The organism is Brachybacterium sp. NBEC-018, assembly GCF_024860185.1.
In the GTDB taxonomy this organism is placed as follows: Bacteria; Actinomycetota; Actinomycetes; order Actinomycetales; family Dermabacteraceae; genus Brachybacterium; species Brachybacterium rhamnosum.
The window spans coordinates 2,592,061-2,606,961 of sequence record NZ_CP100650.1 but is presented as its reverse complement, the minus strand read 5'-3'; the positions used below and the strand labels follow the sequence as shown (position 1 = coordinate 2,606,961).

At 74.0% G+C, this 14,901-nt stretch carries 16 protein-coding genes; 3 read left to right on the top strand and 13 right to left on the bottom strand.

The features are described from left to right. Positions 1 to 21: 21 nt before the first annotated feature. The 8 genes from NLU66_RS11835 to NLU66_RS11800 all read right to left on the bottom strand — a co-directional run bounded on the left by NLU66_RS11835 (position 22) and on the right by NLU66_RS11800 (position 8,678). Positions 22 to 402 carry an FKBP-type peptidyl-prolyl cis-trans isomerase gene (locus NLU66_RS11835; RefSeq protein WP_259359879.1) on the bottom strand — a complete coding sequence of 127 codons (381 nt, stop codon included), beginning with the start codon at positions 400 to 402 and terminating at the stop codon, positions 22 to 24. Positions 403 to 425: 23 nt separating this feature from the next. After that, complete coding sequence (locus NLU66_RS11830; RefSeq protein ID WP_259359878.1) at positions 426 to 1,373, bottom strand: FKBP-type peptidyl-prolyl cis-trans isomerase; 948 nt, start codon at positions 1,371 to 1,373, stop codon at positions 426 to 428. Between the two features lie 106 nt (positions 1,374 to 1,479). Further along, entirely contained in the window at positions 1,480 to 2,883 is a 1,404-nt protein-coding gene (gene pafA, locus NLU66_RS11825) for a Pup--protein ligase (protein WP_259359877.1), read from the bottom strand. 4 nt (positions 2,884 to 2,887) lie between these two features. Next, a complete protein-coding gene (locus tag NLU66_RS11820) occupies positions 2,888 to 3,076 on the bottom strand; it encodes a ubiquitin-like protein Pup (protein WP_259359876.1) in 189 nt (62 codons plus the stop codon). A gap of 45 nt (positions 3,077 to 3,121) precedes the next feature. Further along, the gene (gene dop, locus NLU66_RS11815; protein WP_259359875.1) at positions 3,122 to 4,792 is read right to left on the bottom strand and encodes a depupylase/deamidase Dop; all 1,671 of its coding nucleotides are present in this window, start codon (positions 4,790 to 4,792) and stop codon (positions 3,122 to 3,124) included. Further along, the gene (gene arc, locus NLU66_RS11810) at positions 4,789 to 6,387 is read right to left on the bottom strand and encodes a proteasome ATPase (protein WP_259359874.1); all 1,599 of its coding nucleotides are present in this window, start codon (positions 6,385 to 6,387) and stop codon (positions 4,789 to 4,791) included. The genes dop and arc overlap by 4 nt, the downstream gene beginning before the upstream one ends. A gap of 37 nt (positions 6,388 to 6,424) precedes the next feature. Further along, positions 6,425 to 7,510, bottom strand: coding sequence for a tRNA (adenine-N1)-methyltransferase (locus tag NLU66_RS11805; RefSeq protein ID WP_259359873.1), 1,086 nt, complete (start codon positions 7,508 to 7,510; stop codon positions 6,425 to 6,427). Positions 7,511 to 7,553: 43 nt separating this feature from the next. Continuing rightward, on the bottom strand, positions 7,554 to 8,678 hold the full coding sequence (locus NLU66_RS11800) for a site-2 protease family protein (protein WP_259359872.1): 1,125 nt from the start codon (positions 8,676 to 8,678) through the stop codon (positions 7,554 to 7,556). Between the two features lie 159 nt (positions 8,679 to 8,837). Between NLU66_RS11800 and NLU66_RS11795 the strand changes: the two genes are divergently transcribed. Continuing rightward, entirely contained in the window at positions 8,838 to 9,644 is an 807-nt protein-coding gene (locus tag NLU66_RS11795) for a PAC2 family protein (protein ID WP_259359871.1), read from the top strand. 58 nt (positions 9,645 to 9,702) lie between these two features. Here the strand turns inward: NLU66_RS11795 and mshC are convergent, their stop codons facing one another. From mshC to NLU66_RS11780, 3 genes are all read right to left on the bottom strand, one after another. After that, positions 9,703 to 10,965, bottom strand: a complete 1,263-nt coding sequence (gene mshC, locus NLU66_RS11790; RefSeq protein ID WP_259359870.1) for a cysteine--1-D-myo-inosityl 2-amino-2-deoxy-alpha-D-glucopyranoside ligase — start codon at positions 10,963 to 10,965, stop codon at positions 9,703 to 9,705. Between the two features lie 34 nt (positions 10,966 to 10,999). After that, positions 11,000 to 11,872, bottom strand: a complete 873-nt coding sequence (locus NLU66_RS11785) for an undecaprenyl-diphosphate phosphatase (RefSeq protein WP_259359869.1) — start codon at positions 11,870 to 11,872, stop codon at positions 11,000 to 11,002. A 203-nt stretch (positions 11,873 to 12,075) separates the two neighbouring features. Then, a complete protein-coding gene (locus NLU66_RS11780) occupies positions 12,076 to 12,396 on the bottom strand; it encodes a DNA primase (protein ID WP_259359868.1) in 321 nt (106 codons plus the stop codon). A gap of 185 nt (positions 12,397 to 12,581) precedes the next feature. Between NLU66_RS11780 and NLU66_RS11775 the strand changes: the two genes are divergently transcribed. Further along, the gene (locus NLU66_RS11775) at positions 12,582 to 12,818 is read left to right on the top strand and encodes a DUF5703 family protein (protein ID WP_416232195.1); all 237 of its coding nucleotides are present in this window, start codon (positions 12,582 to 12,584) and stop codon (positions 12,816 to 12,818) included. A gap of 84 nt (positions 12,819 to 12,902) precedes the next feature. Beyond that, the gene (locus NLU66_RS11770) at positions 12,903 to 13,412 is read left to right on the top strand and encodes a hypothetical protein (protein ID WP_259359866.1); all 510 of its coding nucleotides are present in this window, start codon (positions 12,903 to 12,905) and stop codon (positions 13,410 to 13,412) included. Positions 13,413 to 13,460: 48 nt separating this feature from the next. On the opposite strand, the gene NLU66_RS11765 is transcribed toward NLU66_RS11770, so the two are convergent. Beyond that, positions 13,461 to 14,330: a TrmH family RNA methyltransferase gene (locus tag NLU66_RS11765; RefSeq protein ID WP_259359865.1), complete on the bottom strand. Its 870-nt coding sequence runs from the start codon at positions 14,328 to 14,330 to the stop codon at positions 13,461 to 13,463. Continuing rightward, the gene (locus NLU66_RS11760; protein WP_259359864.1) at positions 14,327 to 14,794 is read right to left on the bottom strand and encodes a tRNA (cytidine(34)-2'-O)-methyltransferase; all 468 of its coding nucleotides are present in this window, start codon (positions 14,792 to 14,794) and stop codon (positions 14,327 to 14,329) included. Before NLU66_RS11760 ends, NLU66_RS11765 begins: the two co-directional genes overlap by 4 nt. Between the last annotated feature and the right edge of the window lie 107 nt (positions 14,795 to 14,901).

Genomic DNA, 14,901 nt, shown 5'->3' with positions numbered 1-14,901 from the left:
CCGACGCGTGGGCGGAGGGGCTCAGCGCTTGTGCACCGCCACCAGGTCGCACACGAAGATGAGGGTCTCGCCCGGGGCGATGACCGGCGGCGCGCCGTGGTCGCCGTAGGCGAGGTGCGCGGGGATGTCGAGGCGGCGGCGGCCGCCGACCTTCATGCCCTGCACGCCCTGGTCCCAGCCCGTGATGACCTGGCCCACGCCGAGCTGGAAGCGCAGCGGCTCGCCGCGGTCCCAGGAGGCGTCGAACTGCTCGCCGGTCGAGTGCGAGACGCCGACGTAGTGCACGTCGACGACGTCGCCGCGGCCGGCCTCCTCGCCGTCGCCGATCGTCTCGTCGACGATCACGAGCTCGGTGGGCGCGGGGCCCTCAGGGGCGTCGATCTCGGGCTTGCTGCGGTTCATCGTTCCTCCGATATTGGGGGTGGTCAGGCGTTGGTGTGGGCGGCGTCGAGGACGTCGACCACGAAGATGAGGGTCTGGCCCGCGAGCTCGGACCCGGAGTCGGCAGGATAGGCCTCGTCGCCGGGGATCACGAGCATGACCTGGCTGCCGACCTTGAGGTCCAGCAGGTTGTCGTCCCAGCCCGTGATGACCTGCCCCTGGCCCTGGACGAAGCTGAACGGGGCGCCGCGCTCCCACGAGGAGTCGAACTGCTCGCCCGTCTCCCAGGCCCAGCCGGTGTAGTGCATCGTGAGGTAGTCGCCCTTGCGGGTCGTGTCCCCGGTGCCCTCGATGAGTGCCTCGCGGACGGTCTTCGCGGGGGCGTCGCCCGAGCCGGGACCGTCGATCGCCGGGGCGCCGTCCTTGCCGAGCGTGACCTTCGGGTAGGTGCCCGAGGGCTTCTGCTCGGCGCCCTCGGCGCGCAGCGGGGAGACGACGCGGTCCACGTCGCCCACCTGGACGAGCGAGACGGCGTTGCCGCTGCTGTCCTGCTGCCAGCCGGCCATCGCGAAGCGGGAGCCCACCGTGACCGTCTGGAAGAAGGCGAAGGCCTCCGCCCCGAGGCCGTCGGAGGTGACCTGCAGGCCCCCCGCGGGAGCGCCCTGCCACCACGACTGGAGGGTCTCCCCCGTGCTCGCGTCGACGTACATGCTGCGCATGATCACGGTGTCGCCCTCGGCGAGGGTCGCGCCGTCGCCGGCCGCGATCACCCGGGCGTCCGCGGCGTCGATGCTCAGCGGCGCGGTGAAGGAGACCGTCGGCTCGGAGCCGAGGTCGTCGCTCACGTCCACACCGGAGAGCGCGGCGGCGCCGCCGCCGTCGGACCCGCCGTCGGAGGCGCTCGAGCCGCTGTCGTCCTTCGAGCAGGCGGCGAGGCCGATGGCGGCCGTCGCGGCCAGGGCGGTGGACAGCAGGGTGCGGCGACGGATCACGGAGGACCTTTCGGATCGTGGGCCCCGGGGTGGGACACGGGGACCAGGGTACGGGGGCGCACCGGGAGGTTTCACGCCCAAGCTGGGAAGCGGCGGCCGGTGCGGCTCAGACGGCGCCGGGGGTCGGGGCGCCGTCGCCGCGGATCCGCGCCAGGAGCGCATCCACCTCGTCGCTGCGGGTCTGGAACGGGTCCAGGATCTGCACCGGCGCGGAGCCCGAGCGGGTCAGCCGCAGCGTGGTCCAGTCCACGACATGGTCCACCCCGTGCTCGAGCGCGGCCGTCACGACCTGTCCGCGCAGGTGGGCGCGGGTGCTCGCGGGCGCCGTCCTGACCGCCGCGGCGATCCGCTGCTCGTCGAGCACCGCCGGGGCGAGCCCGCGCCGGCGCAGCGAGGCGAAGACCGAGCCGCTCGGGTCGATGTCGTGGTAGCCGAGGTCGAGGCGCTCGATCACCGGGTCGTCGAGCGCGACGCCGCGCCTCTCGACGACCTGGGAGACCAGACGCTCCTTGATGGCCCAGTCGAGGTGCTGAGCGGCCCAGGAGCGGTCCCCCGTGCGCACCGCGTCGAGCGCCTTCTGCCAGGTCTCGAGGACCTCCTGCTCGGCGGGCTCGGCGACGGTCGCCGCGAGGTCGAGCCAGCGCTGCTGCACCTCGAGCGCGGTCGTGGTGCCCCCGGCGGCGAGCGCGAGCGGCTCCGCGCCCGTGAGGTCGCGGGCGACGACCCGGATCGCGGCGATGTCGTCCGCGAGCGCGAGCTCGGGGAGCGTGCGCCCGGACTCGATGAGCCGCAGCACGAGGTCCGTGGTCGCGAAGCGCAGGTGGGTGGAGACCTCGCTGCGCGTGGAGTCGCCGACGATCACGTGGAGGCGCCGGAACCGTGTGGGGTCGCCGTGCGGCTCGTCGCGGGTGTTGATGATCGGGCGGGTGCGCGTGGTCGCGGAGGAGACCGCCTCCCACATGTGGTCGCTGCGGCGTGAGAAGACGAAGCGCGGGGTGCCGGGGGCGGTGGGCTCCCCGAGCGGCCGGTCGACGACGACGCCGCCCGCGCCGGTGACGATCTGGCGGGTCACGAGGAAGGGCAGCAGGTAGCGCGGCAGCCGCGTGAACTCCCCGCGGCGGTCCACGAGGTAGTTCTCGTGGGAGCCGAACGCGTTGCCCTGGGAGTCCACGTTGTTCTTGAGCAGGTGGATGCGGGCGTCCTGGCCGTCCTCGGCGAGGCGCGTGTTCGCGGAGCCGACGAGCTCGGCGAGGATCCGCTCCCCCGCGGCGTCCTGGGCCACGAGGTCCCACCAGTCGTCGCACTCGGCGGTCGCGTACTCGGGGTGCGAGCCCACGTCGAGGTACAGCCGGGCGGCGTTGCGCAGGAAGACGTTCGAGGAGCGCCCCTGGGCCACGACCGGTCGGAACAGCTCCCGGGCGGCGGCCTCCGGCTCGAGGGCGCGCGTGGCGTCCGCACGGACGCACACGAGCCCGAACTCGGTCTCCAGCCCTCCCACGCGGCGCCTCATCGGCTCACTCGCCGCCCTTCTGGACGAAGGAGCGCACGAAGGTCTCGGCGTTCTCCTCGAGCACGGCGTCGATCTCGTCGAGGAGGTCGTCGGCGCCCTGCGCGGAGGCGGAGGTCTGGCCGCCGGTGACGGCCTCGGACGCGTTCTCCTCGTCGTCGCCGGGACGCGGGGCGTTGATGCTCTGCTGGGACATGGTGGCCTTCTTCCGTCAGGAGGGATGGGTGGGGTCGGGGCGCGGTCAGCGGTCGCCGACGGCGCGGTGCAGGGCGGTGAGCAGCGTGTCGAGGTCCGCGGCGGGGTCGACGCCGTGCTGCTCGCACCAGGCCGCCGATCCCAGCCGCGGATCGGCGAGGCGCAGCCGGTGGCCCTCCTCCTCGCCGGCGAGGGTGATGACGTCCCAGCCGGCCGAGGGCACGGCGCCCGGATGATGGGTGATGAGCTGCCCGCGCAGGTGGGCGCGGGTGCTCGCGGGCGGGGTGGTCACCGCTTCGGCGACCTCCTCCTCGGTGACGAGGGTGCGCACCTGCCCGGCGGCCCGCAGCTTCTCGAACAGCCCGCGCCCGGGGCGGAGGTCGGAGAACTGCAGGTCGATCGCGAGCAGGCGGGGGTCCGCCCAGTCGAGGTCGCCGTGGCGCCGCCGGTACTGCTCGAGCAGGCGCAGCTTGGCGATCCACTCGACGCGGTCCGCGGCGAGCATCGGGTCCTCGGCGAGCAGGTCGAGCAGCTCGCCCCAGCTCGTGAGCACCTGATCGGTCTCCGCGTCACCTCGATCGGCGACGGCGGCGACCGCGTCGAGGATCTCCCGCTGGATCTGCAGGGCGGTGAGGGAGCGGCCGTCGGCGAGCTCGACCGTGGTGCGCAGGCTCGGGTCGTGGCTGATCGCGCGGACCGCCGCGACCGGGTCGGCGAGGCGCAGCTCGGGCAGGATCGCCGCACCGGTGCGGTGCTGCGCCTCGAGCGCCGCGAGGACGAGGGAGGTCGTGCCGAGCTTGAGGAAGGTCGACTCCTCCAGGAGGTTCGCGTCCCCGATGATCACGTGGAGCCGGCGGAAGCGGCTCGCATCGGCGTGGGGCTCGTCGCGGGTGTTGACGATGGGGCGGTTCAGGGTGGTCTCGAGCCCCACCTCCGCCTCCATGAAGTCCGCCCGCGAGGAGATCTGGAAGCCGGGCTCGGTGCCGCGCGCCCCGCGGCCCACCCGGCCGGCGCCCACGAGGACCTGGCGCGTGGTGAGGAAGGGCAGCAGCACCGCGACGACGTCCTCGAAGGGCACCGAGCGGTCCAGCAGGTAGTTCTCGTGGGTGCCGTAGGAGGCGCCCTTGCCGTCGGTGTTGTTCTTGTACAGCGCGACGTCGGGGATGCCCTCGGCGCGCTCGACGATGGCCATCGCCTCGCGGGCGACGAGCTCCCCGGCGCGGTCCGCGACCACGGCCTCGCGGGCGCGCAGCACCTCCGGGGCCGAGTACTCGGGATGGGCGTGGTCCACGTACCAGCGGGCGCCGCTGCGCAGCACGGAGTTGCCGATCGAGCGGTGCACCGCCCAGGCGAGCACCTCGTCGTCGGTCCCCTCCGGGGCGACGTCGGAGCCTCGGACGGGTCCGTCGAGCTCGACGCTCGGCAGGTGCGCGTCCTTGACCTCGTCGGTCAGCTGGGTGGGGTGGGCCGCGGCGCGCTGCAGCTCGAAGCCGCGCGCGTCCCGCAGCGGGGACTCGTCCCCGTAGTCCCAGCGGACCCGGCGCCCGCGCTCCCCCTCCGCGGGGGCGAGCAGCGCGTAGGCCGCGACCGTGAGGTGGCTGAGCAGGATCGCGCTGCCGGCACCGGCGCGCGTGCGCTCCTCGAGGTCGACGTGGAGCACGCCGAACTCGGTCTCGATGCCCATGGGGCGCTCGGTGGTGAGGCCGCCGCCGCTCATCGCCGCTCCTCCTGCCCGGTCGTCCCGTCCGCACTCCGCGCGTCGTCCTGACCGTTCCCCGCATCGGGGCGCCGGAGCGGCACGATCGCCTCGACGCGCGCCCCGCGGTGCCCGGAGATCCGCGCCCATTCCTCGGGGTGCGCGGCGGAGGGCATGTCCTCGTTCTCGGAGAACTCGTCCGCCACGGCGTCCAGCAGGTGCTCCTCGCTCACCCCGGCGACGCCCGTCGTGAGCTGGTCCTTGACCGCGTTCTTCTTCGCGCGGTCCACGATGTTGCGCAGGGTCGCCCCGGAGACCACGTCGCGGAAGTGCAGGACCGCCTCGCTCCCGTCGGAGTAGTCGATCCGCACGAAGGCGGAGGCCGGGGAGTCGTCGTAGATGCGGGCGACGGCCGCGTCGAGCAGCGCCTCGCGGTCCCCGCGCAGCGGGACGTCCTCGTCGAGGTAGAGGCCCAGGATCTCGCGCCCCGCGGCGGCGTCGGGTCGCTGCACACGGATCTTCACGTCGAGGCGGCCCGGGCGCAGGATCGCCGGGTCGATCATGTCCTCGCGGTTGGAGGCGCCGATGACGATCACGTTGTCCAGGCCCTCGACACCGTCGATCTCCGCGAGCAGCTGCGGCACGATCGTGGTCTCGACGTCGCTCGACAGCCCCGTGCCGCGGGTGCGGAACAGGGCCTCCATCTCGTCGAAGAAGATGACGACCGGGTGGTGGGCGCTCGCCTTCTCGCGGGCCCGCTCGAAGACGAGCCGGATGGAGCGCTCGGTCTCCCCCACGTACTTGTTCAGCAGCTCCGGTCCCTTGACGTTGAGGAAGGCGGAGTTCTCGAGCGCCTCGGCGACGCTCACGCCGCGCACCTCCGCGGAGCGGAGCACGAGCTCGTGCGCGACCGCCTTCGCGATCATCGTCTTGCCGCACCCGGGAGGGCCGTAGAGCAGCACGCCCTTGGGCGGTCGCAGGCCGTAGGTGCGGTACAGGTCCTGCTGCAGGAAGGGCAGCTCGACCGCGTCGCGGATCGTCTCGATCTGGCCGGAGAGCCCGCCGATCGACTCGAAGGCGACGTCGGGCACCTGCTCGAGGACGAGATCGGTGATCTCCGCGCGGTCGATGCGCTCGAGCACGAGCTGCGCCTTGAGGTCGACGAGCACGCTGTCCCCCGGGTGCAGCAGCTCGTCCTCGAGCTCGCCCGAGCGGCGCAGCACGCGCGTGTCGTCCGGGGCGACGGCGACGAGCACCCGCGAGTCGGCGAGCGGCTCGACGACGGCGACGACGTTCCCGGCGTCGCCGGGGGTGATCGTCTCGACGGCGGCGAGGGACTCGTTCAGCCGGAGCTCCATGCCGGGGCGCAGAGCCTCGAGATCCACCTCGGCGGAGGTCGCGACCCGCAGGCGCCGGCCGTTGTGCAGCACGTCGACGGTGGTGCCGTCGGTGCGGCGCAGGAAGGTCGCATAGGAGTTCGGCGGGTCGCCGATCCGCTCGAGATCCGCCTTGAGCTCGAGGATCTGCCCGCGGGCAGCGCGCAGCGCCGCGGTGAGCCGGTCGTTGCGCTCCGCGAGCTGCTCGAGCTCGGAGCTCATCTCCGCGTAGGTCTTCATGGCGCTCCTTCCGAGGGGGTGAGGGGGTGCGGGCGGGTCAGCGGTCCCGGCCCTGGCGGATGTCCCGCAGCGCGCGCTTGATCTTGCGCGGGGCAACGCCGCGCTCGCCCACGTCCTGCGCGGTCCAGTCGCCGGTGCCGCCGCCGAAGCCCTCGTTGTCGGGGTGGTTCAGCTCCTCCTCGTCCCGGGAGCCCGGGGCCGGACGGGTCACGCGGCTCAGCGCGCGCGTGCCGTGGGCGGTGCGGCGCGCCGTGATGAGGAAGCCGGTGTGCGCGTTCATCCGGTGCTCGGGGCGCACGGCGAGGCCCTCGAGGTGCCAGGGCCGCACGAAGCACTCCCAGGCGTCCGGCTCGGTGAACTCCCCGTGGTCCCGCAGCGCCTCGGCGGTGCGGGAGAGCTGGGTGACCGTCGCGACGTAGGCGAGGAAGACGCCGCCGGAGACGAGCACGTCCCCGGCCGCCTCGACGCACTCCCAGGGGGCGAGCATATCGAGCACGACGCGGTCCACGGCGGACTCCCCGAGGGTCGGGGCGACGTCCTGGAAGTCGCCGATCGTGAGGTCCCACCAGGGATGGTCCTCGCCCTCGGCGACGCCGAAGAAGGTGTCGACGTTCTCCTTCGCGACGGTCGCGAAGTCCTCGCGTCGCTCGATCGAGTGGACGGCACCCTCCGGGCCCACGGCGCGCAGCAGCGCGGTGGTGAGGCCCCCCGAGCCGACGCCCGCCTCGAGCACCCGCGCGCCGGGGAAAATGTCGCCCCACATGAGGATCTGCGCGGAGTCCTTGGGGTAGATGATCGCGGCGCCGCGCGGCATGGAGAGCATGTAGTCGGCGTAGAGCGGGCGCAGCGCCTGGTAGGGGGTGCCGTGGTTGTCCTCGACGACGACGCCGTCCTCCGCGCCGATGAGCTGCTCGTGGCGCAGCACGCCGCGGTGGCTGTGGAACTCCCCGCCCTCGCGGAGGGTGATCGTGTGCAGTCGCCCCTTGGCGTCGGCGAGCTGCACCTTGTCGCCGAGGGTGAGGGGGCCGGTGCGGTCCAGGCCCGGGCGGGCCGCGCGGGGGGCGGGCACCGCGGCGGGGGCGGGGGCCGGGACGCCGGCGTCCGGGGAGGGGGTCGAGGTCATGCCCGCCAGCATAGGCGGAGGTCCGCTCCCGGTCCGGGCCCGTTCACCGTCCCCGCAGGCGCGCCGCGACCTCGGAGCCGATGATCACACCGAGCACGGTGCCGTCGTCCTCCCGGACCAGGTACACGGGACGCGGCGTCGCCATCATCGCCTCGACCAGGTGGTCGCCGGCCAGCCCCGCCGGGAGCTCCCCGAGCTCGCCCAGCGGCGCCGCGACCGCGGTGACCGGGACCGAAAGGCGGCTCGCCGCGGGGACGCCTCGGGCGGCCTCCACGTCGATCCGCAGCACCCGCGGCGCGCCTCCCCCGGGGGCCGGGGCGAGGACGAGGGCGCCCGCGAGCGCGTCCGGGTCGTCCCACAGCGCGCCCGGGAGCTCGCCGAGGAGCGTCTGCGGCCGCAGCAGCGGCACGCGGCGCGCGAGACCCCGGGCGGTGAGCACGTCGATCCGCTCCTGGAGGCTCGCCCCGCGCAGCGCCGCGGAGGCGCCCTGCCAGAGCATCGACGCGATGATCACGGCCCACAGCAGGGTGAGCATCAGGCCGGTGCCCGCGCCCCCGGCGCGCATCATCCGGTACAGCGAGACGAGCACGACGAGCACCGCGATGGCCATCCCGAGCACGGCCGTGATCCGGGTGCCGAGCGCCCGGCGGCGGAGTGCCGCGCCGAGGGCCGTCTCGAGGGCGCGGCCGCCGTCCATGGGCAGCCCCGGCAGCAGGTTGAAGACCGCGAGGGCCACGTTGAGCGTCGACGTCAGCCCCACGACCTGCGCGGGGGCGGTGCCGACGGGGAGCAGCGCGGCCGCCCCGGCGGCGAGAGCCGCGAGCACGAGGTTCGCGGCGGGGCCCGCGAGGGAGACCAGCAGCGAGCCCCACGTGCCGACCTTCTCGCCGTGGTACTGCGTGTGGCCCCCGGCGAAGGTGAGCGCGATGTGGTCCACCCGGCCGCCGAAGGCTCGGGCCACGAGGGCGTGCGCGATCTCGTGGCCCAGCACGGAGAGGATCAGCGCGAGCGCCGTCAGCACGGCGAGCAGCACCGCGACCCCCGTCGGCCGGTCCGGGGCGGAGAGCAGGGGCAGCACGAACGCGGCGAGCACGACGACCGTGAGCAGGGTGCTGGTGCGGATCTCGAGCCGCGGGAGCCCGGGCAGCCGGAGCGAGGGTGAGGGCATGGGCTCCGGTTCCTCCGTGTCAGCGGGACTGCGGGACAGCAGGTCGACGGGCGGCCGGTCGGGCCGCCCCGCCCGAGCGTATCCGGGCTTCCTGGCCCGCCCCTGGTGACGGGTCAGGCGCCACCGCCGGGCGCAGCGGCGCGGTCCTATGATGACGGGATGAGTCGCATCGCCCTCACCGCCTTCAGCGGATGGAACGACGCCGGGGAGGCCGCCACCGGAGTCCTCGAGCACCTGCTCGAGATCTGGCCCTCCCGCCCGGCCGGAGCGGTGGACGCCGAGGCCTTCATCGACTTCCAGGTGAACCGTCCCGAGATCCGCACCACCGAGGAGGGGCTCCGGGTCCTGGACTGGCCGGACACGGAGCTGCGCATCCTGCAGCCGCCGCAGGGCCCCGAGCTCGTCACCGTCATGGGCCCCGAGCCCTCGCTGCACTGGAAGCGCTTCTGCGACGAGGTGCTCGAGCAGCTCCAGGTGCTCGACGTGAGCTCCGTGATCTCCCTCGGCGCCCTGCTCGCCGACGCCCCGCACTCCCGGCCGCTCCCGGTGAGCGCCGGGATCGAGCCCGGCGCGGCGGAGAAGGTCGATCCGGTCGGCCAGTACGAGGGACCCGTCGGGGTGCCGACGATCCTCGCCCGCCGCACGACGAGCGCCGGCCTGCGCACCACGAGCATCTGGGTGCAGGTGCCGCACTACGTGGCGCAGAACCCCTCCCCCAAGGCGACACTCGCGCTGCTGCGGGCCGTGCAGGACTCGATCAGCGCGCCGATCCCGATGGAGGAGCTCGTCGAGGACGCCGAGGCCTGGGAGCGCGGCGTGGACGACCTCGCCCGCACCGACGAGGACGTGGCCGACTACGTGCGCCGGCTCGAGCGCGCCCAGGACGCCGCGGAGCTCCCCGAGGCGAGCGGGGACGCGATCGCCCGCGAGTTCGAGAAGTTCCTGCGCCGGCGCGACGGCGAATGATCCACGCCTGAGCGGGCGGTCGCGATCCCCCGCGACCGCCCGCTCGTGGCGTCGGTGATCAGCCCGCCAGGGAGATGCCGAACAGCGCGTCCACGGCCTGCGCGGGGTCCGACGGGGCACCCGCCGGGAGCTCCGACGTCACCGCGCCGTCCCCGTGCGGGGCCGCGGCCCAGGCGTCAAGCGCCGCGAGCGCCCGCGGGGTGTCGAGGTCGTCGCGCAGGGCGGAGCGCAGCTCCTCGACGACGTCGGCGCGCGGGGCGCCCGCCGCCGCGGCGGCGCGATAGGCGGCCAGCCGCTCCTGGGCCCGCTCGAGCTCGGCGTCCGTCCACTCCCAGTCGGAGCGGTAGTGGTGGGCCATGAGCACGAGGCGGATCGCCGCCGGCTCGACCCCGTCGCGCACGAGACGGTGCACGAACACGAGGTTGCCGAGCGACTTGCTCATCTTCGTGCCCTCGTAGGCGACCATCCCGGTGTGCGGGTAGAGCGCGGCGAAGGGGTGCCCCAGCCCGGCGGCGTGCGCGGCGCTCATGTCGTGGTGCGGGAAGACGAGGTCGCTGCCGCCGGTCTGCACGTCGAAGGGCAGGCCCAGGCCGCGCTCCGCGATGGACAGGCACTCGACGTGCCATCCCGGGCGGCCGCGGCCCAACTCGCCGGCGTCCCAGGCGGGCTCGCCCGCGCGCTCGGCGCGCCAGAGCAGCGGGTCGAAGCGGCCGCGCTTGCCGGCGCGGTCGGGGTCCCCGCCGCGCTCGGCGAACACCTCGAGCATCGCCGCCTCGTCCCAGCCCGAGACGTCGCCGAGGGCGCCGTCGATCGAGAGGTCCTGGTACCAGTCGGGGCCCGCGGCCTCGTCGCCGTTGTCGACGGGATAGACGCGACCGCGCGCGCGCAGGGCCTCGACGGTCGCGATGATCTCGTCCATCGCCTCGCTCACCGAGAGGTAGGTCTCCGGGGCGATGATCCGCAACGCCTCCATGTCCTCGGCGAAGAGCTCGACCTGGGAGGCGGCGAGGTCCTGCCAGTCGACGCCGTCACGCTCGGCCCGCTCGAGCAGCGGGTCGTCGACGTCGGTGACGTTCTGCGCGAGCTCGACCTCGTGGCCGGTGTCACGCAGCGCGCGCCGCATGAGGTCCGCCGCGTGATAGGTCGCCGCATGACCCAGGTGGGTCGCGTCGTACGGCGTGATCCCGCAGACGTACACCCGGGCGGTGCCGGGGGTCTGCGGGATCACGGTGGTCATCCGGCCCAGCCGGTCGTCGTGGAGCCGCAGCGGGCGGCCCGACGCCGGGAGGGGGGTGAGGGAAGGAGAGGTCCAGGAACGCACCGCACGATCATACGGGCGCGCCCCGGCCGGTGGTTCAGGAGCCCGCGAGGGGGTCCAGCACCCCCGCCAGCAGCAGGACCAGCAGGAGCACGCCCGCGGCGACGCGGTAGACCACGAACGGCAGGTACGAGCGGTTCTCGATGAGCTTCATGAACCAGACGATGACGACGTAGCCCACGCCGAAGGCGACGATCGTCGCGATGACGATCGCGAGCAGCGAGGGCTGGCCGGCGGCGACCGCCGCGGCCTGCCCGTCCGAGCTCAGCAGGGTCGGGATCTCCTTCGCGGCCTTGTACAGGCCCGAGGCGAAGACGGCAGGGATCGCCAGCAGGAACGCGTACCGGGCGGCGGCCTTGCGGGAGTAGCCGAGCAGCAGGCCGGCGGTGATCGTGCCGCCGGAGCGGGAGACGCCCGGGATCAGCGCGAGCGCCTGGGCGAGGCCGAACAGCACGCCGTCGCGCACGGTCATGTCCGAGAGCTCCTTGCGCTGCGGCGCGATCCTGTCCGCGAGGCCCAGCAGGAGGCCGAAGAGGATCAGCATCGTCGCGGTGATGTAGAGGTTCCGCAGCGCGTGGTCGATGGGGTTCTCGAAGAGCAGTCCGAGCACGCCGATCGGGATCGAGCCGAGGATCACGAACCAGCCCAGCCGCACATCCGGGTCGGACTGCGGGACCTTGCCGGCGAGGGCCCGGAACCAGCGGCCGATGATCCTCGTGATGTCCTTCCAGAAGTACAGGAGGACGGCCGTCTCCGTGCCGAGCTGCACGATCGCGGTGAAGGCGGAGCCCGGGTCCTGGCCCGGCATGAGCAGCTCGCCGATGATGCGCAGATGGGCGCTGGAGGAGATCGGCAGGAACTCGGTCAGCCCCTGGACGATGCCCAGGATGATCGCGTCGAGGACGGACAAGGAGGCTCCTTCTCGGTGCTCCGCTGATGCGGTCCACCCGGGTCGGGACGGGGCGCGGGCGCCCGCGTCGACGGTCGGGCCGCATCGCGGCCGGGGACAGACTACGCGGCGCCGGGCACGGGGCCCGGCGCCGCGTGGGCACCGTCGGTGAAGAGTCGGTGGAGGTCCTGCGAGGAGTGCCGGAGGGCGCTCGTCAGCGCCGGTCAGCGCTCGTCGGCGTCGCCCTCCTCCTCGTCGTCGAAGTCGTCGTCATCGTCGTCCTCGTCGTCGAGGTCGTCCAGATCGTCGAAGTCGTCGAAGTCGTCATCGTCGTCGTCCTCGTCGCCGTCGAAGACGATGAGGGGCGTGGCGATGTCGTAGGCCTCGAAGAGGGCGTCGTCGTAGGTGTCGAACGCGCTGGTGAGCTGCTCGGTGGCGGCCTCCAGTGCGGGATCGTCGTCACCGCGGGAGGCGGCGGCCGCCTCGTAGTGACGTTCCAGGGCAGCGATCAGCGCGGCGAGAGCGGAGCGAGGATCCGTGTTCATGCTTGGACGGTACCCCGTCCGGCGGCAGAATGGACAGCACGGACGACCGGAAAATCCTGGGAGACCTGCAGGGCCCTCGGCCCGGCGCCCGCCCGCCGACCACCCACGTCCCGGAGGCCCCGCCCGTGCCCTCGCCCTCCCGTCCGCCGCTCGGCCGCATCGTCCACGTCCGCGACCCCCGAGGGGTGCCGGACCTCCCCGTGGAACGGGGCAGACGCCCCGAGGACTACGAGTTCCAGATCATCACGGTCCCTCCCCGCACCTCCGTGGGCCAGGTGCGCGCTCACCTCACCGAGGAGGCCGAGTACGGCCGCTGGGAGCTCGCCCGCACCCGGAGGTACCTCGGCGGCGGGAAGAAGGTGTGGATGCGCCGGCGCATCATCCGCGTCCGCTCGACGCTCGGGGACCCGAGCGGCCTCTGACCCGTCGTCGCCGGGGCCGACGGCCCCGTCCACAATCAGTGCCGCGGCGGAGCGCCGGTGCGGCCGCTCTGCTGGAATGGGCCGATGCCGACCCCGGACCCGACCACGCTGCTCCCGCAGCTGGTGCTCGTCCTCGCCTATCTCCCACTCGCGATGCGGCTGTCCTGGTGGGATGCCCGCTCGCACCGGCTCCCCAACCCTCTCGTGGGGGCGCTCACGGCGGTCACCCTCCTCGGCCTCGCACTGAGCGCCCTTGTCGAGCCGGCGCTGCGCTCACCGCTGCGGGTCGCGCTCGTGCTCGCCGCGGTCATCGGCGCCGGTGCGGTGCTGCTGGCCCTCCTCGCCCCGCCGCTGCTCGGCATGGGGGACGCGAAGACCCTCCCCGCCGTGGTGCTCATGACGAGCATGCTCGGCGGTGGGGCCGTCGTGGCCGGGGCCTGCGGCGCCCTGCTGCTCGCCGGGGTCGCCGGCGCCGTGACTCTCGTGCGCACGGGGACCGGGAGGTCCCGCTTCGCCCTGGGTCCGGTGCTGCTCTCCACCCCGTTCCTGGGGCTGCTCGGCGCCCCGCTGCTGGGCCCCGCGCTCGGCGGCTGAGCCCGCGCCGCCCCGGCCGGGAGGACCCGGCCGGGAGGACCGGTCGGGTCAGCCCAGCTGCCGGCGACGCTCGTACAGGGCGATCGAGCCGGCGACGGAGGCGTTCAGGGAGGACGCGCTGCCGCCCATCGGGATCTCCGCGACCTCGTCGCAGGCCTCGCGCCACGGCGCGCTCATCCCGGTCGTCTCGTTGCCGACCACGAGCACCGTCGGCCCCGTGAGATCGACCTGGTCGAGGGTGCGACCGCCCGCCTCGTCCAGACCCACGACCGCCCACTCCTCCCCCGCCGCCCTCCGCGCGTCCACGACCGCGAGCAGGTCCCGCGGCGCGGCGAGGCGGAGCACGGGCAGCGCCATGAGCGACCCCGTGCTCGCGCGGATCGCGGCCGGATCCCAGGCGTCGGCGCTGTGGCCGGTCGTCACGAGCGCGCTCGCGCCGAGGGCGTCGGCGGTGCGGGCGAGGGAGCCGATGTTCCCGGGGCTCGACGGGCGGTCGAAGGCGACGACCACCGGCGCCTCGCCGGCGGCGTCCAGGACCGGCCCGAGGCGCGCGGGATCGTCCGTCGGCACGGCGACCACGGCGAGCAGCTCGGGCGGTCCGTCCTCCCGCTCCCCCAGCTCCGCCATGAGCTCGGGGGCGAGCTCGACGACGGGGGCGGTCGCGGCGGCGAGCAGCTCGGCCGCCCAGCGGGAGTGCCGCTCCCGGCCGTCGGTGAGCAGGGCTCGCAGCTCCATGCCGTGAGCGACCGCCTGGGTGATGGGCCGGACGCCCTGCAGGATCATCTCGCCGCTGCGGGTGCGCTTCGTGCGCGAGCGCAGGAGGGACTCCCACTGCTGGAACTGGGCGTTGCGGCGCTCGATGCGCGAGGGCAGGCCGGACCTGCCCCGGGAGGAGCCATGCCGCGCGGAGCCGCTCATGCCCCGGCCCCGTCGAAGCCGAGCTGACGCCAGGCCTCGTAGACAGCGATCGAGGCCGAGTTCGCGAGGTTGAGCGAGCGGCGTGCGGGGAGCATCGGGATCCGCACCCGGTCGTTCACCCGCGGGTGCGCCATCGCCTCCTCGGGCAGCCCCGTGGGCTCGGTGCCGAAGAGCAGCACGTCCTCACGCCGGTACTCGACCTGCTCGTAGGTGGTGCTCGCGCGGGCGGTGAAGGCGAACACGCGGGAGTCCGGGACGGCGGCGAGGGCGGTCTCGAGATCCGGGTGGATGCGGACCTCGGCGAGGTCGTGGTAGTCCAGGCCCGCCCGGCGCAGCTTCGCGTCCTCGAGGTCGAAGCCGAGCGGCTCGATGAGATGGAGGCGGGCACCGGTCACGGCCGCGAGCCGGATCGCGTTGCCGGTGTTCCCGGCGATCACCGGGTTGTGGAGGAAGACGTGCACCATGGTGGCGATCATGGCATGCGCGCCGGGGCCAGCGGGAACCGGTGCGGGCACGAGGATCGCGGAACATCGAGAACCGTCGAGGGACATCGAGAAACGCCGAGGAACGC